20 protein-coding genes are annotated in these 22,334 nt (G+C 42.9%); 13 read left to right on the top strand and 7 right to left on the bottom strand.

The features are described 5' to 3' along the window. Positions 1 to 5 precede the first annotated feature (5 nt). Positions 6 to 1,451, bottom strand: coding sequence for an ATP-binding protein (locus tag L4C54_RS02085; protein WP_428806900.1), 1,446 nt, complete (start codon positions 1,449 to 1,451; stop codon positions 6 to 8). Next, positions 1,441 to 2,148, bottom strand: a complete 708-nt coding sequence (locus L4C54_RS02080) for a response regulator transcription factor (RefSeq protein ID WP_428806899.1) — start codon at positions 2,146 to 2,148, stop codon at positions 1,441 to 1,443. The genes L4C54_RS02085 and L4C54_RS02080 overlap by 11 nt, the downstream gene beginning before the upstream one ends. A 305-nt stretch (positions 2,149 to 2,453) precedes the next feature. Here L4C54_RS02080 and ptsG point away from each other — a divergent pair, with 305 nt between their 5' ends. Further along, a complete protein-coding gene (gene ptsG, locus L4C54_RS02075) occupies positions 2,454 to 3,896 on the top strand; it encodes a glucose-specific PTS transporter subunit IIBC (RefSeq protein ID WP_428806898.1) in 1,443 nt (480 codons plus the stop codon). Positions 3,897 to 4,263: 367 nt separating this feature from the next. Further along, on the top strand, positions 4,264 to 5,598 hold the full coding sequence (locus tag L4C54_RS02070; protein ID WP_428806897.1) for a glycerophosphodiester phosphodiesterase family protein: 1,335 nt from the start codon (positions 4,264 to 4,266) through the stop codon (positions 5,596 to 5,598). A gap of 100 nt (positions 5,599 to 5,698) precedes the next feature. Here the strand turns inward: L4C54_RS02070 and L4C54_RS02065 are convergent, their stop codons facing one another. Together L4C54_RS02065 and L4C54_RS02060 are read right to left on the bottom strand one after the other, a co-directional pair. After that, the gene (locus L4C54_RS02065) at positions 5,699 to 6,172 is read right to left on the bottom strand and encodes a hypothetical protein (RefSeq protein WP_428806896.1); all 474 of its coding nucleotides are present in this window, start codon (positions 6,170 to 6,172) and stop codon (positions 5,699 to 5,701) included. Between the two features lie 155 nt (positions 6,173 to 6,327). Next, on the bottom strand, positions 6,328 to 7,287 hold the full coding sequence (locus L4C54_RS02060; protein ID WP_428806895.1) for a nitrilase family protein: 960 nt from the start codon (positions 7,285 to 7,287) through the stop codon (positions 6,328 to 6,330). Positions 7,288 to 7,392: 105 nt separating this feature from the next. On the opposite strand from L4C54_RS02060, the gene L4C54_RS02055 reads away from it, so the two are divergent. The 3 genes from L4C54_RS02055 to L4C54_RS02045 all read left to right on the top strand — a co-directional run bounded on the left by L4C54_RS02055 (position 7,393) and on the right by L4C54_RS02045 (position 10,179). Then, positions 7,393 to 8,280: a LysR family transcriptional regulator gene (locus tag L4C54_RS02055; protein WP_428806894.1), complete on the top strand. Its 888-nt coding sequence runs from the start codon at positions 7,393 to 7,395 to the stop codon at positions 8,278 to 8,280. Positions 8,281 to 8,442: 162 nt separating this feature from the next. Next, the gene (locus L4C54_RS02050) at positions 8,443 to 9,618 is read left to right on the top strand and encodes a sensor histidine kinase (RefSeq protein ID WP_428806893.1); all 1,176 of its coding nucleotides are present in this window, start codon (positions 8,443 to 8,445) and stop codon (positions 9,616 to 9,618) included. Positions 9,619 to 9,729: 111 nt separating this feature from the next. Next, positions 9,730 to 10,179 (top strand): hypothetical protein, encoded by a 450-nt coding sequence (locus tag L4C54_RS02045; protein ID WP_428806892.1) that lies wholly within the window; start codon positions 9,730 to 9,732, stop codon positions 10,177 to 10,179. Positions 10,180 to 10,282: 103 nt separating this feature from the next. On the opposite strand, the gene L4C54_RS02040 is transcribed toward L4C54_RS02045, so the two are convergent. Next, the gene (locus L4C54_RS02040) at positions 10,283 to 11,731 is read right to left on the bottom strand and encodes a vanadium-dependent haloperoxidase (protein WP_428806891.1); all 1,449 of its coding nucleotides are present in this window, start codon (positions 11,729 to 11,731) and stop codon (positions 10,283 to 10,285) included. 323 nt (positions 11,732 to 12,054) lie between these two features. Here L4C54_RS02040 and L4C54_RS02035 point away from each other — a divergent pair, with 323 nt between their 5' ends. Both L4C54_RS02035 and L4C54_RS02030 read left to right on the top strand, forming a co-directional pair. Then, complete coding sequence (locus L4C54_RS02035; RefSeq protein ID WP_428806890.1) at positions 12,055 to 12,570, top strand: GNAT family N-acetyltransferase; 516 nt, start codon at positions 12,055 to 12,057, stop codon at positions 12,568 to 12,570. A gap of 33 nt (positions 12,571 to 12,603) precedes the next feature. Continuing rightward, positions 12,604 to 13,359, top strand: a complete 756-nt coding sequence (locus L4C54_RS02030) for a helix-turn-helix transcriptional regulator (RefSeq protein ID WP_428806889.1) — start codon at positions 12,604 to 12,606, stop codon at positions 13,357 to 13,359. Between the two features lie 62 nt (positions 13,360 to 13,421). On the opposite strand, the gene L4C54_RS02025 is transcribed toward L4C54_RS02030, so the two are convergent. Beyond that, the gene (locus L4C54_RS02025; protein WP_428806888.1) at positions 13,422 to 14,159 is read right to left on the bottom strand and encodes a FadR/GntR family transcriptional regulator; all 738 of its coding nucleotides are present in this window, start codon (positions 14,157 to 14,159) and stop codon (positions 13,422 to 13,424) included. A gap of 219 nt (positions 14,160 to 14,378) precedes the next feature. Between L4C54_RS02025 and L4C54_RS02020 the strand changes: the two genes are divergently transcribed. The 6 genes from L4C54_RS02020 to L4C54_RS01995 all read left to right on the top strand — a co-directional run bounded on the left by L4C54_RS02020 (position 14,379) and on the right by L4C54_RS01995 (position 21,473). After that, on the top strand, positions 14,379 to 15,626 hold the full coding sequence (locus L4C54_RS02020) for a M20 family metallo-hydrolase (protein WP_428806887.1): 1,248 nt from the start codon (positions 14,379 to 14,381) through the stop codon (positions 15,624 to 15,626). 141 nt (positions 15,627 to 15,767) lie between these two features. Next, positions 15,768 to 17,159, top strand: a complete 1,392-nt coding sequence (locus L4C54_RS02015) for a YfcC family protein (RefSeq protein ID WP_428806886.1) — start codon at positions 15,768 to 15,770, stop codon at positions 17,157 to 17,159. Positions 17,160 to 17,178: 19 nt separating this feature from the next. Then, a complete protein-coding gene (locus tag L4C54_RS02010) occupies positions 17,179 to 17,880 on the top strand; it encodes a DUF1028 domain-containing protein (protein WP_428806885.1) in 702 nt (233 codons plus the stop codon). A gap of 203 nt (positions 17,881 to 18,083) precedes the next feature. Beyond that, entirely contained in the window at positions 18,084 to 18,827 is a 744-nt protein-coding gene (locus L4C54_RS02005; protein WP_428806884.1) for a transglutaminase-like domain-containing protein, read from the top strand. A 228-nt stretch (positions 18,828 to 19,055) separates the two neighbouring features. Further along, a complete protein-coding gene (locus tag L4C54_RS02000; RefSeq protein WP_428806883.1) occupies positions 19,056 to 20,852 on the top strand; it encodes a glycerophosphodiester phosphodiesterase in 1,797 nt (598 codons plus the stop codon). A 192-nt stretch (positions 20,853 to 21,044) separates the two neighbouring features. After that, positions 21,045 to 21,473, top strand: a complete 429-nt coding sequence (locus L4C54_RS01995; RefSeq protein ID WP_428801781.1) for a DUF3319 domain-containing protein — start codon at positions 21,045 to 21,047, stop codon at positions 21,471 to 21,473. A gap of 83 nt (positions 21,474 to 21,556) precedes the next feature. On the opposite strand, the gene L4C54_RS01990 is transcribed toward L4C54_RS01995, so the two are convergent. Further along, a complete protein-coding gene (locus L4C54_RS01990; protein ID WP_428806882.1) occupies positions 21,557 to 22,303 on the bottom strand; it encodes a substrate-binding periplasmic protein in 747 nt (248 codons plus the stop codon). Positions 22,304 to 22,334: the final 31 nt, after the last annotated feature.

The raw sequence follows: 22,334 nt of genomic DNA, 5'->3' as shown, positions 1-22,334 counted from the left end.
CTAAATCAATCTATCGGGAAAATTAACGCTGCGCGTAGGCCGCCGCGATGAGTCACGGAAAGCTCAAGAGTACCGCCATGGGCTTTCACAATGCTTTGCGAAATTGTGAGGCCAAGTCCGCTGCCTTCCGTTGATGAATTGGTATTCGCACGGAAGTAGGGTTCACACAGTTTCTCAATCAATGTGTTATCCACTTCATGACCATGATCTTCAATAACAATAGTGATCTGCTCTTCGCTATCATTGATTTGAATATCGGCTTGGTCACCATATTTAATGGCATTATCGACTAAGTTTTGTATGCAACGTTTTATTGCTAGAGGCTTGCCAGCTAGTGGAGTATGGGATTCTCCCTGCACTGTGATTTTTCTAGGATCTTGAGAGACAAAAGAGGCGATATGCTGAACAAGCTGTTCGATATCGATAAGCTCAATCTCCTCATGAATGTCGGTCTCTTTAATACATTGCAATGCACCTTTGACCATGAGGTCTAAGTCATTGGTAATACGGGTAAATCGTTCTCGTTCGTTTGGGTCGTCAAGCATTTCGGAACGTAACTTTAAGCAGGCGATTGGCGTTTTTAAATCGTGGGAAATCGCGCTAAAAAGCATTTCTCGATCTTTAATGTGGCTATCAATACGGCGATTCATTTTATTAAATGCTCGTACTGCTGCTCGAAGTTCGGCGCTGCCTTCTTCTTTCACTTCGGGTACTTTTAGCTTACTCGACATAAGCGTTGCAGCCTTGGCAAGCTGACGAATAGGGCGGATCTCACGGCGGACAACAAACCAAGTACATATTAAAAGCAATACAGCAGAAAGCAGCAAGGTGAACCATTCGCGAAGATCAAAATAACTGGTTTCTAGTGCGACATACGGCGCAGGCAACACGGCGGCCAAATAGAACCACTCTTCAGGCGCAACTTCGATTTGCATAACCAAAATAGGCGGATTGAGATCGCCATAGGATAACGAGTAGTGCGCCCATAGAAGGGGAAGGCCATCAATCGATAACTCCTTATTAAATACGCGTAAATCATCACGTAGTGTAAATTCGACCTTAATATTAGGAGTACCCTCTAGTTCATTGTTAAGAACCGTTTTTACTTCATTAATAACCAGTGTTTTACGCTCACTTTGAGGCAGTGGTTTAACCGATATTTCGTGATCATTGAGAGAGACAAAGAACCGAGTTCCCCCCATGCTGCGAAGCTGATTAAGAACTAGGTGACGGTATTCAGAAGGTAGGGTTTGAAAAAAAGAGATCGTTGATGATGCACTTCGAGCCAAGCTGTTAACGGTTGTTGTTAGCCCTTGTTTGTCTCGCTCACTAGCATGTTGATACCAGATGGTTCCAGCCAATACTTGTGCCAAAATAATTACCAGCAAAAGGAATATACTAGTACGAACGGCCAGCGAGTTAGACCACCGCTTAGACGTTTTAACCTTCATAACTTGCACCGGTCGTGAGCATGTAGCCTTTATTGCGAACGGTGATGATTAATGAGCGATCTTTGTCTTCTAAGTGGTGCCTTAATCGGCTGATCTGCACATCTATGCCGCGTTCTAATGGGTCGGCATCTCTGCCCCAGATTTCCCTAGCAATATCATCGCGAGACAAAATAGACTCGGCATTACCAACAAATAGTGACAATAACGTTAGGTCTGCGCCACTAAGCTGTTTGACGGCGTTTGTTGGCGTATGAATGAGTTGTCGAGTAACAGTATCGAGTTGCCAGTCGGCGAAGTGAACTTTACGGGCAAGTTGAGAGTGACTGGACAAATGGCTACGTCTTAATATGGTTTTGATACGAGCGAGAAGCTCCCGCGGACTAAACGATTTAGTGATGTAATCATCTGCGCCCATCTCTAATCCTGCAACGCGATCGGCCTCTTCGGTAACGGCGGTGAGCATGATTATCGGGATATCCGATAAGCGGCGCAGTTTTTGACAAAGGGTAAAACCGTCATCACCGGGCATCATAATGTCGAGAATAATGAGGTCGGGTTGGTGATCATCTAGCAGACGCCACATCACCTCTCCATTCTCAGCGCCAATAACATCGAACCCTGCGCGGCCAAGGTAGTCTGACAGCGCGTCACGTAATTCCAAATTATCATCAACAACCAAAATTTGCTTGTTATCCATCGTATCCATTCCTTTGATCTCTCTTCTGCTCTATATCGCTTCGGCTCTTTATAGAACAGCTTCATCAATATCATGCATCGACACATTCGTTAACTCAATTTTAGTTGATGTAATTTGCTACTTACAAAGCACTATTTTTGTAAGAGTTCACTTACAAATCCCTATCCATTTGTAACCTTCAGCATTTTTATCCTCGATATGATGATTAGGCTTCATAAACAAATTTAAAAACCAATGAATTTAGAAACCGATGAACTTAAAAACCAATCGTGGAATGAATAACAATCTCCAACTAGGAGGGAAGAATGTTAGGTAATATCTTTGGACAACTACAAAAAATAGGGCGCTCATTAATGCTGCCCGTTGCGGTACTTCCTGTAGCCGGTTTAATGCTCGGAATAGGTAATGCTGGGTTTGCGTTTATTCCTGATGCGCTGAGTAAAATTATGCTGGCAGCAGGTGATGGCGTATTTGGAAACATGCAACTGATGTTTGCTGTCGGCGTTGCTCTCGGCTTATCGAAAGGCAACGATGGTGCGGCAGCACTGGCGGGTTTAGTGGGGCTTATCATCATGAACGCTTCATTAGGTATCGTTACTGGTCTTCGAGGCTTAGAAACCGATGCGACAATTATGGGCGTTTCAACGCTGCAAACGGGGGTGTTCGGCGGGATTATTATCGGTGCCTTTGCCGCCATGATGTATAACCGCTTCTATAATATTCGATTACCCGAATACCTTGGTTTCTTTGCCGGAAAACGTTTTGTACCCATTATCACAGGCATAACCGCGATATTAGTTGGTGCAGTGTTAGCGTTCTTATGGCCACCAGTCGGTCAGATGCTTGATACATTTTCTAATTGGGCTGCGTATCAAAATCCTGTATTGGCTTGGGCCATTTATGGAGCTGGCGAACGTTCTTTACTTCCTGTTGGGTTACATCACATTTGGAATGCTCCGTTCTTCTTTGAAGTAGGCAGTTATATTGACCCTGAAACAGGTAAAGAGATCACTGGTGAACTATCTCGCTTCTTCGCAGGTGATAAAACAGCGGGCTATCTGTCGGGAGGCTTCATGTACTCTATGTGGGCATTGCCTGCAGCAGCATTGGCTATCTATCATTGTGCAACGCCAGAGCGTAAGAAAGTTGTTGGTGGCTTAATGTTAACAGCGGCGCTTACTTCTTGGTTAACGGGTATCACAGAGCCGATTGAATTTACGTTCTTGTTCGTTGCGCCAGTATTGTATGTTATTCATATCTTCTTGACGGGTATAGCGTTTGCGTTAACGGCATTCTTGGAAATCAAGCACAGTACGGACTTTGCGCACGGTGCTATCCAATTCTTCTTGTACTACCCAATGTCGAGCAATGCTTGGATGTTCTTCATCATTGGTCCTATCTGGGCATGCCTATACTACGGATTGTTCCGTCTGCTTATCACTAAATTAGACCTTAAAACACCAGGTCGTGAAACGGATATCGCAGAAGTAGCAATTGCCGGTCAACCCGATGAGGTAGCGGTTGATATTGTTGCAGCGCTGGGCGGTAAGCCGAATATTAAGTCGGTTGATGCTTGTATTACACGTTTAAGAGTTAGCGTGAAAGACATTGCGAACGTTGACAGAGAAAAGCTGAAACAGCTCGGTGCACGTGAAGTACTGGTGATTGGTGACAGTTTACAAGCCATCTTTGGCACGCAATCAGACACGATTAAAACTGAGATACACGGTGTACTAGGGATAGCTTAATGAAGTTTTCCTAAATAAATATGTCTCCTGATCTTACCACCCCCCTATGTGCTGTACTGCATTAGTGTGTAACAGCATTCGGTAAGATTTCCAGCCAACCCTTTGAGTTATTTACTCTTATGGGTTGGCTTTTTCGTTGTTCCATTGATACTTGTTTAATTTCTATATCAACTCTAAGTTAAGTGCGTAAGTCATTAATATTACAGGGAGAATGAAACAGATCTTCATTCAATAAGCGCTATGTAACTGGAGTAAATGTCGTTCATTCCCAAAAATGAAACAGTGATGATTTAGCCTCGTTGAGATTGAGTTGGAAGTTCCAACTTAATGAATTAAATACAAAATAATTATAATTCACGAGGGTTAAATGAAAAAACTAGCATTATTAATTGCCGCAGCAACGTTTGGGGCACAGGCAATGTCACCGGAAGAAATTTTAAGAGACACATCAGCAAATGCCGAAGTTATGGTGGTGGCTCACCGAGCAGATTGGCGAGTGGCTCCTGAGAACTCAATTCCTGCGATTCATTCAGCTATAGAGCAAGGTGTGCTTGTGGTTGAGCTTGATTTTAAACGGACGCTTGATGGTCATATTGTTGTTGCTCATGATCAAACGATTGACCGTACTACAAATGGCTCAGGTCGAATTGATCAAATGACATTAGCTCAGGTTAAGCAGTATTACTTGAGAGGAAAGCAGGGCGGTGAGATGCCAATTACCGAGCATAAAATCCCAACTTTGGAAGAAGTGATTGACGCTGTTGGTGGCCGAGCACTGATTAATCTTGACCACGCTTGGGGATTAAGAGACGACATCTACCGAATTTTAGAAGAGAACAATGCCATTAATATTGGTTTGTTTAAAAGTAATGACGACCCAAGAGTAGTGCAAGAGTTTCTAGATCAAGATAGTAATGTGCTGTATATGCATATTGTCCGTGAATCGAACGCTGATCATATTGAGCAGTTTGACCGTCATACACCAACAGCTTATGAAATGGTATTTAGCCATCACTCAGAGTCTCATGTTCAACCTGAACTATTAGAGAGCTTAAGTAAAGACAGCCGAATTTGGGTGAACTCATTGTGGTATGGACTGGGAGCGGGTTATACCGATGAAGCGAGCCACCTTAATCCAGACCAAGGCTGGGGCGTGCTGCTTAACGATATGTACACCAGCATGATTCAAACCGACAACATTGAAGAAATTACCCACTATATCGAGCACGGTTCGGCAATCAGTAAAAAGAAAGAAGAAACCGTAGTCGTCATGGCTGACGCTTTTGGTACTAAAGGGCCTGGAGTTTCTTATTACGATACAACGCCAGACAATAAAGGCAGTGTTTCTAGAGCGTACGACAGTGTCGATATTTGTGATACCAATGGTGCGGTGCATTTGTGTTGGATTCGTAATGGTGAATGGATCAATTACACGGTGGATGTCCCTAAGACGGGTAGCTACACAGTGAGTACAAGAGTGTCAGCTCGACAGCAAGAAGCAGGTGCTTTCTTTTTAGAGTTTGAAGGGCAAGAGACACTTCACCATGAAGTAGAGAACACCAGCAGTCACTCTCTTTTCTTTATTCAGGAAGTGGGCGAGATCTTTTTAAAGAAGGGTGAGCACAGCATGACGTTCAGAGTGGATGATTCAACCAACAATACCAACTTTAACGTCAACTACTTTAAGCTTGAGAGAAAATAGTTACGCATAACGCCTTTTTTCAGTCAATAGGCGTTGATTACGTAAGTCAGCAATTTAGGTTGCTGGCTTTTTTTCTCATAGGTATTAAGAAAAGGGAGAGTTAGGCGCTTTTTTGAAGTCTTTTCATTGCGCATTTACACAAGCCTAATTGCAATGCAGGGCAGCTTTTGCAAGGAGGAGACTTTAATGGAACATCGGCGGTTGGAATGATCGATGACGAGTGTATTGTATTAGAGGCCTTAACCAAACCATGACTGCGCCACAATTTTTCTTTACGACGCTTTGATTCTGAATAAGCGTGTGTCTCTTTTAATTCATCTTCGCGTCGAGGCTCATCGTTACCATCAACCCAAGAAATTGTGGGGGTAAAAGAATCGGTAATTTCATTAATCGCGTTAAGAATGGCTTGATTTGCTGCCTTGCGAAGTTCGCTTGGCATTGACGAAGGGAGCTCTAATTGAACAATGGTTTTATCCGATTTTCTCGCGAGCTTTTTTAGTTTTTTTAACGATTTACGCTTAGCTTTCGCTATATCGTCTTCTTTGAGCTTTTTGTCTTTGTTTCTGTCGCCCATTTTCTTCGTCTTCTATTGGTCTGTTATAGCGGCTCTTCTTAACTAATAATGATGCTAATGAAAATTACTCGCATTTACAATGGGTAAATGTAACTACGAGTAAATTAAGTGGAACGATATGTTGTAACTATCTGAACGGCTGAGTATTACAGGTGTTATTTTTTTGCGTAACGAGCTTGATGCGCATTCAGTTCGTCGCCTTGTGGAATGGAAAGGTCTTGGTATAAATTTGGCCTGCGACCACGTATCCAGCGACGACCTGTACACATCTCTAACTCTTTCGCCTGAAGTGTTGCGACAACCATATCGTTATCAAAACTGTTTGTTTCTGCGATGGTTTCTCCATAAGGGGATAAGATCATTGAATGACCCGTTCTTACTTCGTCTTCATCCACACCCACGCCATTACTAAATACAAGGAACATACCGTTGTCATGAGCACGTGATGGTAACCAGCGCATCAACCATTCGCGGCCTTTCTTACCCTGCATTTCGTTCTTAATAGCTTCAGGGTTGCTCGCTCTGTCGTGCCATAGTTGAGGATCAATCAGTCCCATCGCATTAGGGCTTCGAGAGTCACAGCCACCTGTTTGATGAGGCGCGAGTAAAATATCAGCCCCTTTCAGAGCGGTCATGCGGGCATTTTCAACAAGGTTGTTGTCCCAGCAGGTTAGGATCCCAACACGGCAACCATGTGGGGTATCGACAACCGTGTATTGATCACCGCTATCCATATGTTGGCTAATAAACGTATGGAGTTTACGGTGTTTGGCTATTTTCCCATCCGGCATAGCCAGTACAAATGTATTGTAGAGCTTGCCGTCATCACCTTGCTCAATCAGCCCTGCGCCAATAGTCATCTGTTCTGACTCTGCCAATCGAAGTAATTTCTGAGTAGATAAGCCTTGAGGAACAGGTTCTGCGATAGCTTGAATCTCGTCTCGGCTTAGGTTTGATACGTGCATGTATCCGGTAATACACATCTCTGGAAAAAGGATGAGTTCGACTTGTTCAATGCGGGCTTGTAAGACGTAACTCTCAATGATCGAGAAGTTGTAAGCTTTGTCATTTGCGCGATGGTTAAACTGGACTGATGCAACACGTATATCTTTCATAACTGATTTCCTGCTTATTAGTTGCTGATGACTGATGAGACAAGTTTATTAAATTCCATTCATTCCATATAATGAAAGATATTCAATTTTTGATGAGGATATGGAATGGATATCGATCAGTTACATGCTTTTTGCCAACTTGCAGAGGACGGAAACTATCGTGTAGCTTCTGAGCGGTTGTGTATAACCCAATCCGCATTGACGAAGAAGATCCAACGGCTAGAAGAGTCAATTGAATCACCGCTATTTGAGCGAGGTCGACAAGGAGCAAAACTTACGTTGGCAGGAGAAACATTACTTTCTGATGCCCAGAGGTTAGTCGCCCATTTCAATAGCTTTAAGAGCCTGTCTCATCTTGTTGCGGAAGGGACGGTAGGACATTTGAATATTGGCTTTGGAATATCCACTTATCATCTCGCTCCTAAGTATATCGCTTCATTCAAACAACAGTATCCTAAGGTGAAAATTACTCTAAATGATATTCCGTCGGCGATACAGAGTAGTCAGCTCCACAGTGGTGAGTTGCACTTAAGCTTTAATCGATTATCTGTGAGTGAACTATTGGTGAGTTTGCCACTTTTTACGGACCAGCTAGTACTGGCGATTCATGAAGATGAAGTGATTGATGACGGTCGATTATGGCAATCGCTCTCCGAACTGAACTATTTAAAACTCAACCCAGAAAGGGGACCTGGCCTTACTCAGCAGATTGACACGTATCTTCTACATCAGAATAGACCGTTAGTAGCTGAGCAAGAATCGGATGATATCTTAACCTTGCTTGCACTTGTATCGGCCCGCATTGGCTACACTATCGTGCCTGCAAGTGTTCATCAAATCTGTCCACCCAATGTCCGTTTGATTCCGCTAGAAGGAAAAGGGAGCAGTTGGGAAGTTGGCCTGATATGGAAACAGCGAAAGGTGAACCCCTTAGTTGACCGATTTGTCGAGTTTATAGAGTCTGCAATATTGCGGAATGATATTGTCGGTTAATGTGATTTGGAGAAATAAACGAGTAGCAGAGTATTGTTGGTAAACCATTAGGGGGTCGAGGAATCGGGTATCAGAGTCATTAAGCATTATGAAACTCGGCAGTGATCGACAGTCAGGTATATGCTTAACCAAGGTCCAATAAGCTTTGGCTAAGGTGCTGAAATGGGTGAAGGTTCATTTTTTAATATCGATTCGTTTATGCCTCATGGAATGTGCTACGCGTGGAGGCCCGATATTTTATGGACCTCCGTTATATCTGATGTCGTGACGGCTCTTGCTTACTTCTCTATTACTATTGCAGTCGTCGTTTTTGTTCGTAAACGTAAAGATTTGCCTTATCCATGGTTCTTTATCTTAGCGGGTTCCATCATATTCCTCGCTTGTGGGCTCTCTCACTTAGTTGGTGCAATCGTCATTTGGAAGCCCATATACGGCGTGTCAGCGGTTGTTAAAGCAATAACCGCCGTTACTTCATTAGCAACGGGTGTTTGGATCTGGTTTTTATTGCCGTTCTTTTTATCGATACCAAGCCCCTCAATGCTTGAAGCAAAGAACAAAGCCCTTAAAAACTCATTGGATAAACTCAGTACTGCCCAGCAAGACATCATTGAATCCCAGAAATTGGCATCACTTGGCCATTTAATGAGTGGTATGGCTCATGAACTTAACACCCCGTTAGGTGCGAGTATAACGGCCGTTTCTTATATGGAAGAAGTGGTTAAAAACTCAAAAGGTAAGGAAGCCTCTGAAGAGACTAAAGATATAATTAAAAGCCTTGAAGAAGCAATAAATATTGCTTCAGTCAACCTGACTAGAAGCGCAAGTTTAGTGAAGATCTTTAAGCAAGTGGCGGCGGAAGGAGGCACGCTTGACGATCGTCCGTTTGACGTTAAAGAGTTCCTTAGTGATATTATTAACTCATTGGTTTACAAACATGAAATCACTTCTGAACAAGTCTCTCTTAACTGCCCTGATGACCTCAGGATCAATGCTAATCATAATCGATTTATTGTAATTTTAACGCACCTATTTAGTAACTCAGTCGAACATAGCTTCCCCGATATGTCAGAGGGGAAAATTGATGTCAAAGTCTCCTTAGAAGGGACAAGTAAGCTCGTTATTCTTTTTCAAGATAACGGTGTGGGGATGAACGGAGAACAAGTCGCTAAGATATTTGAACCCTTCTATACAACACGTCGAGGCGGCGGAGGAACTGGCCTAGGAATGACCATTGTTTACAACACCATCTCAAATATGAAGGGTGAAATTCGCTGTCAAAGCTCGTTAGGTGAGGGCACCTTGTATGAAATTATCGTTCCGGTAGAGGTGGTTAGCTAGTCATGAACGACCTCTTTATTAGCTTTGGATATGCATAGTCTAGGTACAGTAATGGTTGTCGTGGTTCACAAGTCGAAATCATTGTTTAATGCGTCGTAAATGGAGTTTAGTATGAATAAAACAGTATTAGCTGTCGCTATAGCATCAGTAACCATTTGGGTTGTAACGCCGAGTAATGCGGCCAAACCTGAGTGGGCGGGCAAAGATAAACCAGATTTGGCAGAGGTGAAAAGCGTTGATCAAGCTCAAGAGATAGAGAGCCAAATTGAAGAGCGTCAGATGGAAATTGATGCCCAAATAGAAGAGAAGAAAAAAAAGGGAAAGAAAAGTAAAAACAAGAAAGATAAACAGAAGCTAGATGAAGAGTTAGAATCTCTTGAAGATGAGAGGGAAGCTCTTGAAGAGAGCCAAGAAGAGCTGAAAGAGAAAAAATCAGGCCTTGAGAAGCAAAAAGAGAAGAAAGCGGATCAAGAGCGTAATGAGTTAGGAAAAGGCTCGGAAAAAGGCCAGCAGCAACGAGAAGAACACAGTAAAAAATGGTGGAAGTTCTGGGAAGAGTAAAATAGGTATCTGTTAACACCTCAATATACATTCCATAATGACCAATAAAGGTGAGCTTATTGCTCACCTTTATTATGTCTAGTGCTAAAAACTCAGTCGCACTTTATTCTGCGGCTGGGTTAATCTGGTTCATTACAAACTCGTAAGCGATTTGACCGATCTCTCGACCGATATCCTGTCCAGCAGGAACGGATGCAGGAAAATGAACCCCCGCCCAGACTCTACTTTGTCCACATTTGTCTTCTAAATCACTCCAAGTTTCAAATACAAGTTCAATGGGTTGAGAAGGTGTGATACCGGGCTCTACCATAGAAGAACCTTGTTCGACAGGAACAACATAACCAAGATCATCGGAGCCTAGATATAATCGACTGGTTTGAGCATGAGCAGAGCAAAAGCTGGCAGAAGCGGATGGATACTCTGGGTGATCGGCCACATTCAGGTAGCTTGTCCACTGTGATGCAGGTAAGTCACTGACAGTGCCGACTCCTACGCCACCCCAAGCGGTCACAGGGTTATCTCGATAGATAAAACCAATAGCGGAAAACGGTCTCACCGCATCGTGCTTGTACTTCTCCTTCCAAATCGCGATTGAGGTATCGAACGCCGCGACATTGGTGAGAAAATCGTAGTGGATAAACTCAAGTAAACTGAGGTTATTGACCTGTGAAGCGTACAGAGCTGAGAATCCTAGACTAAAAATTTTATTATCGAATAGCTCTGCATACATTTTCTTGTGATCATCTAAGTTAGCGGACTCTGCGAGTACTTGGTCTGCTTGCTCTACATAGTCAGCCCAATTGTAAACCTTACTCGCCTTAGGACGTGGTGAGCGGAAGGCATGAACATTGTCATAGGTGTAGGGAAGAGTTTTACGATGCTGGGGGGTAACAAACTGCTGAACACGGTACAAACCATGACCAGTACTGAGGATAGCCGGTTGCCAAGCAGAAGGGTTGATCAGTCGATAAGCGGTATTTTTGGGTTTGTACCCTAGATAGTCTTGGTAAGCGACTTGGTTATAGACTTTATCGCCCTCATCACCGAGCTGGTTCATACCATCGTGCTCTCGTATTTCGACAATCGCTTGCCCTGCGATATTTCCGATACCAATCGGACTGGTAATATCCGTAGACGTGTTGGTTGGATCTAAATCAAGATTGGTTAGCATAGCTTCCCACTCAGATGAGCGATGCGGATAAAGACTTTTCAATATATGTTGTGAAGCATAAAGCAGGGCAATATTAATGTTGCGATTGTCGTTACTTTCGCTTTCTGGGCGTCGTTCAATAGTAGAGTAAACGCCAACAGCCGTAGGGTGGTAGGGGGCGGATGCGTCAAACCAAGCATTGGTAAGCAGTGTAGTGGCTCGTAGAACTAGAGTTGCATCCCCACCACTTGGTGATGCTTCGAATATTGCGCCTATAGCGTTGGGTATAACAACTTCGGCTGCGGCATTTCCATTTGTTAAGTCGGTTGAAAAACCGTTGATACTAAAAAATATGGACAGCAAAACCATCAATCGAGTTGGAATCAATTTAGTAACAAACATATCACTCTTCCTTGAGTTATTAATAGTGAGATATAAACAAGCTAAATATAGCTAAGCTCCGGAGCATTTCTTTTTAATAATATTATTTGGAAGTAGCCTCTACTCTTGGGGGGTAACTACATCTGTGAGAGCAGTGTTATTTGGAACGAAAGCGTGATTAAAACAATCGATTTGAAACGCATTCCTCTTTCTTTGAAACGAACTTTTCTGCAGAAAATAGAGGGGGCTTTTGATAAGTTTCCGTGAACCTCTAGTCAGTGATATATTCATAGAGAGAGAACGTTATTAATGTGAAATATAAACAGATAGTTAGGTGATATGAGATGATTTACCAGTACATCGAAGACCATAAGGTAACCGAAGAGTTGGATCAAAAGTTACGATCACTATTGAGCGCGTCGTTTGTAAACGGGCAAGATTCAGAAGTTTTCAGCCGTCAGCGCTTTTATAATGAACCACCACAACATCGTTATATGATTTGGAATGAAGAAGAGCTTGTCGCTCACGTTGCCGTCCATGATAAGCAGGTGTTAATTAATGACGAGGCACATTCGATCTGTGGAATTGCCGAGGTTTGTGTTCACTCTGATTATCGAAAGCAGGGCTTGGTGAAAAGATTGCTAGATAACATTCACCAAGATAGAACAGAACGCGGCGATGCCTTCTCTGTACTGTTTGGCGATGTCGAAGTCTATGGCTCAAGCGGTTATGAATGTAAAAGCAATATAACGGTGTTCAACCCTGAGAAAGAGTGGGTAGCTGCTGGCAAAGTCATGGCGTATGCCCTGAATCAGTCTTGGCCTGAAGGTGAAGTAAAATTGATCGGTATCCCTTTTTAATAAGATGGTGCGATTGAAAAGAGGCGCAAAGGAATGAAGCCAAATGTTTGGATTAAAGCAGGGCTAGTCATCATTTACGGGGAGTCGATTGATGCAGCTTCCCATAAACACCATGCCATTCAGCTTGCGTGGCCGAGAAAAGAACGTACTTGTCGGTTTGGTGAGCAGCAAGTCACGACGCCTTTAATTATCGATTCAAATGTCGAACATCAATTACAAATGGAGGAGGGTTGGATTCTGTTGGTTGAACCAACCAGTGAACTTGGCGTCGCGTTATCAGCCCGATTAAACGACAAGCCATTTTATGTATTAGAAGCGTTCAGTGCGTATCAGGGAAGTGATCAGATTGACGACATCGTGGTACTGCTTTCTTCTCTATTTGAAACGCTAGCGTTGCCAGTTCAATCAATCAGCTTTAATGAAAGCCAAATTACAGATGAACGGATCAGAAAACTTATACTGAATTTGCATGATTGTTTGGGCGGCGACTGCATCAAACCAACCAATTGGCGAGCATCAGAAGTGGCCGAGTCTATGGCGTTATCTGAAAGCCGCTTTCTCCACCTTTTTAGTGAAGAGTTAGGGATCCCTTGGCGGCCTTATCTGTTGTGGTGTCGAATGATTTGCGCAGTGAAATCGATCTTAAATGGTGAGTCGGCCACTCATGCTGCGTATCAAGCCGGTTTTTCTGATAGCGCCCATTTAAGCCGTACCTTCAAGAGCACATTTGGCATTACCATCCGGCAGGCAAATGGCATATTTCAGTTGAAACAGCGTAATCAGACGTAGGCTTATTTAAGCGTCTTAAGTTAAGAATATTAGGATAAGTGCCTCAAGCTGCCATTAAGCATCTATAAAAATCGGTTAGCGACGGTGACTTCTTGCTGCTTCATGAGCTGATGTGCAGAAAGCATATGTTGCTGCATAACTTGCTTCGCTTTTACCGCATCACCTTGTCTTAGTGCTTCAACCAACGTGCTTTGGCTTTGAATACCCGTTTGCCAAAGCTTATGGTTACCTGGCTCATAAAGCTTATTATAGATGGTTAGATTGGTAAGTAGTTGAGAAGTAAAACGAATAATGAATTTAAGTAATTCATTATTCGAGTACTGAGCAAGCATGCTATGAAATTCAATTGAAGCAATATGATGATCGCGCTCTTGATAAATATCAGCAGGCGGGGTGCGGTATTTATCTATTTGTTGCTCAAGTGCTTGAAGCTGATCTTCATTAAGCGTTCCAGCTAATGAGGCCGCAATATCTGGCTCTAACGACAGTCGAATTTGATAGATGTCAGAGATGGAAATATCTTTGAAAAACAGGTAATTACTCAGTAGTGATTGCGCTTTACTTTCACTCATCTCATTAACAAAAATCCCGCCTTTAGGCCCTGTTTTCGTTCTCAAGATCCCTTGAGCCTCAAGGATGCGCATACTTTCTCGAACCGTGCTTTTAGAAGCGTCGAATGTTTCCATTACCTGTAACTCATTGGGCAAACGATCGCCTGGTCGCAAAGATTGTTCAACGATCCAAGTCTTAATAGACTCAGCAAGTTGTTGTGTACGTCTACCTTTTACGTTTCCTGCCACGTTTTCCTCAATACTAGATGCTTGTCTTTTAACAGTTTGATTGTGACGTGATTTTGTCAAAAGTCACCCATTATTTGTGTCAACCAATGTTATGAAACTGTCTGGTTATGATCTAATCAAAGCTCACAGTTCAAGTCTATTTATCATGATAAATAGGTTTAATTTTTAATTTATCATGATAAATTGCCTGCAATTGGAATAAGTTTTAAGCAAATAATCATGAATAAATTCGTAGAAACTGCCAGCTTAGCCTGGGAATGGTTAGAAGAAATCGCTAACTGTTCAGAAACCGATAACCCAGAGGCACAAGGGGTCACAAGGTTATGTGCAACGAGAGAGCATGCAAAAGCGAACGAATTAGTGCGACGCTGGATGGAAGAGTCTGGCATGGCGCCGCGTCTCGATAATGCTGCAAACTTGATTGGTCGCTACGCGAGTAAAACTGATTCGGCTAAAACGCTTATCTTTGGATCGCATCAAGATACCGTTCCTAACGGCGGAAAGTACGATGGAATATTGGGTGTCCTTTTACCGATTGCTTTGATTCATCATTTCCACACAAACAACATAGAGTTTCCGTTTCATATCGACGTCGTGTCGTTTAGCGATGAAGAGGGCACGCGTTTTCAGTCAACACTGCTTGGTTCGAAAGCGATTTCCGGAATCTTCGATCCACAGATGCTAGAAGCGCGAGACAGAGATGGCATGTCACTGCGAGAAGCTTTGATGATGTTTGACTGTCAGCCTGACCGCATTGCAGAAGATGCTTACAAGAAAGAAGAGACATTGGGTTTCGTTGAGCTGCACATTGAGCAAGGCCCTCAGTTAGAGCAAGCAAACTTGCCTGTTGGTGTTGTCTCGGCCATTACTGGAATCGAGCGTCATACGCTGTCGATCTTTGGTAAAGCCGGACACGCAGGAACCGTTCCAATGGGAATGCGTCAAGATGCGTTAGTCGGTGCGGCTCAAATCATTGATATGTTCGATAAGCTTTGCAAGCGCGAAGATGACCTCGTTGGTGTGGTGGGCAAGATCGCAAACTTCCCTGATGGCGTAAATGTCATTCCAGCACAAACGGATATTACGATTGAGCTTCGTTCGCCAAATGATGCGTCAAGATTGGCTGCAAGAACAGAGATGCTTGAGAAGATTCAGAGCTTAATGACGCAGTACAACCTAACTTATCGCCATGAGCAAGTGTATGAGCAGCAAGCAGTCATTTGTTCTCAATCACTGACAGATCGCTTAGCTAAAGCGGTGGTCGATTCTGAAATTGAAGAGAAACGACTGTTTAGTGGCGCGGGTCATGATGGTCTTGCTGTGTCGAGCTTAACTGAAATAGCGATGTTGTTTTTACGCTGTAAAGGAGGCGTAAGCCATCACCCTGACGAAGCCATTCTACAAAATGATCTCATTTCAGCACTTAATGTCCTGAACCATTTTTGTCTATCAATGCAGTCTGAATAAATGATAAATCGTCTGGATTGGGTCATAAGGATGACCAAATAACAATCCAGAGTTCTTTAAATGACCTTTGGTCACGCTTGTTACGGGTTGTCTGTTCGCGATAGTGGGCATTCAAGCTGTATAATATGGAGAGTACTTTCTATGGATATAACAGAGAAGATGGAAACACAGCAAAAAACGCCTTGGTATAAAAATATGCCAGATCCAATGGTGCTGATTTTCATGATCCTTGTGGCAACGTTTCTATTGACGTTTGTCGTGCCAGCAGGTGAGTTTGAACGTGTTGTCATTAATGGCCAAACGTCAGTGATAGCAGACTCATTCACTTATCTTAAAGATGCTCCCTCAGTGCATGTTTTCGATATTTTTGTTTCAATCCCTCAAGGGTTGATTAGTGCTGCGCCGTACTTATTTATCGTATTTATTGCGGGTGGTTTATTCCATATTCTGCAAAAGACGGGGGCGTTAGAGAATGCGATTGGCGTTGCTGTTCATAAAGTAGGTGTGAAGAATCGTAACCTGATCATCGTTATCGGTACGTTTATTTACGGCTTCTTTGGTGTGGCTGTAGGTTTTGAAAATAACATCGCCCTCGTGCCTGTAGCTGTACTTATTTCCGCTGCGGTTGGTTATTCAAGTCTCGTGGGAACGGCAATGGCAGTAGGTGGTATTGGCATTGGTTTCGCGCTATCTCCAATTAACCCATACACAGTCGGTGTTGCTCAAAGTATTGCTGAATTACCAACGTTTTCTGGTGCGTGGCTTCGTACTGTGATGGTTTTAGCCTCACTAGGTCTATTGGCTTACTACATCTGCGCTAAAGTAACTAAGATGGATTTCAAAGAGCCAGAAGGCAGTGAAGGTCTGTCAAAAGACTTGGCGGATTATCATTTAGGTAAGCAAGATAAGTTAACACTAGGGGTATTCTTGTCTGGCCTTGGCATCATGCTGTACGGCGTTTTTGCAAACGGCTGGTATATCAATGAAATTGCTGGCTTGTTCCTGATGATGGCGATCGCTATTGGTATGGTGAACAAACTCAGTGCGAATGACATTGTTAAGCAGATGATGGAAGGCGCTTCCGGCGTAACAGCTGGTGCACTAGTGATTGGTGTTGCTGCGTCGATTCAAGTGATTCTCGACCAAGCTCAGATCATTGATACCATCGTATATGCGCTAAGCTCTTTGATTCAAGATATGCCGATCGCTATCTCTGCAATCGTTGCTAGTTTGGTACAGGGTCTGATTAACCTGTTCGTTCCTTCTGGTTCAGGTCAAGCGATGGTTACTATGCCAATTTTGATACCAGTGGCTGACTTGGTTGGTATGAGCCGTCAGCTGATGATCACGGCATTCCAAGTGGGTGATGGCCTAACGAACCTGATAGTTCCTACTTCAGGCGGAACGTTAGCGATGCTAGCGCTAGGTAAGGTGTCGTACGAGCAGTGGCTTCGTGCAATTCTTCCTTTCATGCTGTTTGTTTACTTACTGTGTTTTGTAGCGTTGTTCATCGGACAGCTTGTTGGCTATTAAGGGTTGAAGTAAAAAGATAATGACGATCTCTCTAGTTCACTTTAATCCAGAAACAGGTCTTTCTGCTTCCCTATCTGCAACTGGCGGTGTTTCCGTTGGTGGGTATGTGAATCACAGTTGGCGCGGCCTTGGTGGTTGCGCGACACAGGGGTTATATACTAATCCTTGGTATGCGGAATACGCCAAGTCACATTTGGCGAATGAATTGTCTTGCGATGAGGTGATCGAACTTCTCAAACAGCAAGATAGTGAGTTCCATAAACGTCAATGTATGGTGATGGATAGACTTGGAAACAGCGCGTTTATTCATGGTGATAGCAATATTGCTTATTCGGGGTCTGTCGCTTTTCCTCATATTGCCGTCGCAGGAAATATGCTAGAAAGTGAGACTGTACTAACGGCCTTTATCACGACGTTTACTAAGCTTGTTACGGTTAACAGTGAAGATGTTCGCCGCGGAGAACCCCCTATCTATAAGAAGGGCTATGAACGTTCGTTACCTGAAATGTTGATCACCTCATTAGAGAGTGCGCTTCTTGCTGGTGGTGATAAGCGAGGAACGTATTCAGCCTCACTGAGAGTTGAAAGTATGACGCAAGCGCCCGTTGATATTCGCGTGGATTGGTCAGATGATTCGCTAATTTCAGATATGAGAGGGATTTTACGTCGCGTAAGAGCTGAACCTTTTGACTCGTTCTTAAGCAGTCTCCCAACGAAGTAAACTCACCGTCCAAACTTAATCAAAGCAGCCTTAATCTATACAAGATGAATCAATCTATAAAGCTCACTAGCGTATGTTGGTGAGCTTTTATTTTTATAGCGCCGTTTTTCATACATAGCCAGTTTATTCAATTTTTACTAAGCCACTCTCGTTATTCTTTCACCATACCCAATGAGAAGAAAGTCCAATAAGAGGAATACCCCATGAGCGAATTACGTATGAATGAACTAACGAAAGAATATCTACAAATCACTCCAATGTTGGATTTCAATCACCCAGAAATCGAAAACCTAGTCAAACAAAGACAGTGGCGAGCATTGTCTCAATACGATGCCATCGGTGCTATCTATCACTTTGTTCGTGATGAGATACAGTTTGGCTACAACAGTGATGATCGTCTACCGGCAAGCCAAGTGTTAAAAGATGGTTATGGTCAGTGCAATACCAAGGGCACGTTACTAATGGCACTGCTTCGAGCTGTGGGCATTTCAACGCGTTTCCATGGTTTCACTATTTATAATGAACTACAGCGTGGGGCTATTCCGAACTATCTATTTGTTGTTGCCCCTCCTCGTATTATTCACAGCTGGGTGGAAGTGTATCAAGATGGAAAATGGGTGAATCTAGAAGGTTATATTTTAGATAAAGAGTATCTAAAACAGATTCAAACGCGCTTTGCGGATCAAAATGAATCTTTCTCGGGTTACGCTATTTCTACAAAGTGTTTGTCTAATCCGGATGTGGATTGGAACGGGCGAGATACCTATATTCAAAGTGAAGGTATTGCTGATGATTATGGGACATACGCCCAACCGGACGACTTCTACGAAAACTACGGAAGTAATCTCTCTGGTATCAAGAAAGTTATGTTCCGTTTTGTACTGCGCCACTTAATGAATCGCAATGTCGACAAGATCCGCCAATACGGGATCCCTAGTCTGGCTTAACTAAGTATTGATAGCTTTTCCTGTAAATAGATAAGTGTGAATAGATAAATGTTGATGAGTAAGCAGTGGTAACGGGTTTAAATAACCGTTACTTCGCTTCTTTACTCCAAACTGATCTTCCCATCACTTCCAGTGTTATAATTGAGGTCTGAAAGATTAAGACAAATTAGGCGAAACAAACTTTTGATAAGTGCATTTTTTCATCGCAGTCGGCATATTTTGTATTTTATGTTGCATCGACTCAAAGCCAGTGGTTTGCAGATGCTGGCTTGTTTTATTCTAGTACGAAGTGCTCTTATTACTTTATTCGTCCCATTCGATTTATGGCTCAGCTCAAAGTTGATGGGCTTTTATGGCGTGAATGCTATTGCTAATCAGGAGCTACTTGCTTTCCTTCTTTCACCAGTAGGTTTTCTATTGACCTTATGGTTTGTGACCCAGCTGAGTTTCGCTTTTTTTATCGAGCAATCAACGATCAGTATTTTGCTTGCTCAACACGATCTAGGGAAACGGTCGATCCTTGATACGTTTGGACTGATTATTCAACGCAGTTGGCGCGTGATTAAAGTGGTACTTGCTCAATCTATAGGGGTGAGTTTACTTTTTGCCACTTTACTTTGGTGCGGACGCTGGGTTTATGGGCTGATGCTCAATGACTGGGATATCAACTACTACATTACTAATCAACTGAGTTCCTTATGGGCGGCCGTTGGCTTGCTGATACTCATCACTTTACCAAGTGTTTTACTGGTTCTTCGTTACTGGGCGAATTGGTGGTTAGCATTGCCACTCAGCCTTTTTCAAAATTGCTCACAATGGCAGTTATTCAAACAAGCTAGACGCTTAAGCCAAGACATTTATCCGCATATTTTCGTTGGTCATGTCGCGTGGTTATTTGTTCGTGTCGCTATTACCGCTATTTTTGCCGGAAGCATTTTATTTACACTTGGGCCCATACTGCAGTGGGCCACCTCTGATCCAGAGCGTTACCCGTGGCTCATGCTGGTTAGTTTACTGCTGTTTGGATTGACTTTACTTCTCAGTTTTGTCGATCGGTTTATCTATGCGAGCTGTCAATACTATGTGCTTCGCTTGCAAACCAAACGCCTGAAACTAGTTAATGATCAAGAGCGATTCGTCGGGCTGAAACAAAGTACACAACGTAGAGCTTCACTCAGTAGTGTGATGTTATTGCTGATTGCGTTTGCAGCGTTTAATGGCTACTCAGACGTTCGTAATTTCGTTAAACATTTACAAACGGGCACATCGGGTTATATCACCGCACACAGGGGAGGGGGATTCAACCAACCTGAAAATAGTGAAGCGGGCATACAGTACTCTATCTCACTGGGGATTCGGAGTACTGAAATTGATGTGCAGGTCACCAAAGATGGACAAGTGGTGGTGTATCACGATAAAGATTTAGGTCGCTTGCTTGGCTCCTCTTTAGTGGTTGAAGAATCTAACTATGCGGAAATTGTCGCAGCTTATCGGAAGCAAGACCGAATTCCACCGCCGTTGCTGACGCAGCTGTTGGACGACTATGCTCAAGACATTGAATTCAATATTGAGTTAAAGCGCTACAACCAAGGCTTTAAGCTTGCTATCGCGATGGCAAAGCTACTTCCTGATTATCAACAAGCAATGATTGTTTCGAGTCTGGATGTTGAATTATTAACTCGAACAATGAGCGAATTAGAAGAAAGTAGACCGCAACAACTTCGTTATGCGCTCATTTATGCCGCCAGTGTTGGTGAAGCTGAGATAGAACGAGAGGTCGATATGTTGATGGTGAGTGATCAATGGCTCAATACGTGGCGAATCTTAGAAATACAGCAGCGAGAACAAGAGGTTCTCGTATGGACTATCAACAACTCAGCAGCTATGCAGCGACTGTTCTTATTGGGTGTTGATGGCATTATTACCGATGAGCCAAAACTCGCATTAGATACTCAATCTGTCATTGATGAAATGGATTTTTCAGAGCGTGCATTACTAACCTTGCGTTATTGGTTATCTCTATAAGCGGTAGGAATAACTGACAAGCTAACAGTCGTCGAAAACTCTAGATTTGCCTCGAAGAATTTTCTGCCCACATCAATGTTTTCACATATTTAGTATGTTTTGATTCCCAAATATTGAGTTAGAAACAAAAGTGACATTTATAACCTGATATATTGAACTAATATCACACTATGTCGGTGGTGAGGGGAAGTCATGAGCATAATGTCAACAGCATTACGAGCATTGTTTGGACCAAAGGATTCTTCGTCTAAAAAACAAAACATGGTGAGAACCGAGTTTTATAGAGGTCACTTGCTTAAACGAAACCCCGCGCACCCAGATTACTGGAGCGCGACTATTACTGACTGTTCTATGGTAGGTAAGTTGGAATACTTGAAGATGTCAGTAGACCAATGGTGTGATCATAAGGTCATTGTTGCTCCTGAACATTTTGAGAAAAGCCAGCAGCAACTTTCCGAGCAGCTTACGTTTGATCATAAAGAGTTCAAACTTAAAAATGACCATGGAGGCGATAACGAATGGTATATCACTTATCGCGGCAGGCTGATGAAAGGATCTAAGGGGAAGATTATTGAAGCTCTCGATCTATTAGAACAGAAGCGGTCGAAGGTTGATGATTAACGCTCTCCCATTCTATTTACATTATCCCGATCGAAATACTCCATGAATTACGGCTGATGGGCCATTAATTATGGATGAGTTGTTTATGGCTTATTAATCTGACAGTTTTGTTCTGGGGGAGGTAAATTATGTTTGGAAAATATTTTGGCTACCTCTCCTGAAAGTCTCATCTCCAATATCTCAATACCAAAGTCTGAGTAATAGCGGCTCTTATCCGATTGTTTTGGCATACTTATATACCGTGAGTTGTGAAATTTTTCTTTATAGTCTAACTCAGCGAGACCTTCTTGAGCCTTAAATATCTCTACGCCATGGTCTGAGGATGTTATAGCTATATCGATACGATTATTCAACAGCATACTTATCAACTGCTCATTATCGTCAACTGCGTGTAAACCAGAATACTGTCTCTTACTTATTGAGTTTGAGTAGAAACTACCTCGGATAACCCCAACTCTATAACTAGACAAAGAGTTTGAATCTTCAATTTTAATATCACTTCCAAGTTTCACGATAAAACTAACGTGTCTTACTTGGCAACCATACGAAACGGCATGGAGAAACTTTCGTCGTTCAGCTGAAATAGAGTGGCGGGGGATAATATCAACCATGCCTGATTTTGCGGTATTAATTGTCCTAGCCCAAGGCACGTTGACCCACTTAACCTCATGCCCAATTCGTAAGACAGCTAACTCGATCATCTCGGCAACGGGGCCACCGCAGCCATCTTGTGTTATCTGTAACTCAGGAGGTCTGTCTCGACAGTGTGCAATCAAAACCTCTGAAAATGCACACTGAGAAAACAATAATAATCCAACAATGAACTTCATCACTATTCCCTACAATCGACCCACATTATTA

The organism is Vibrio lamellibrachiae, assembly GCF_050337265.1.
GTDB lineage: Bacteria > Pseudomonadota > Gammaproteobacteria > Enterobacterales > Vibrionaceae > Vibrio > Vibrio kyushuensis.
The sequence above is the reverse complement of the archived record's forward strand: the minus strand, read 5'-3'. Positions and strand labels throughout refer to the sequence as shown.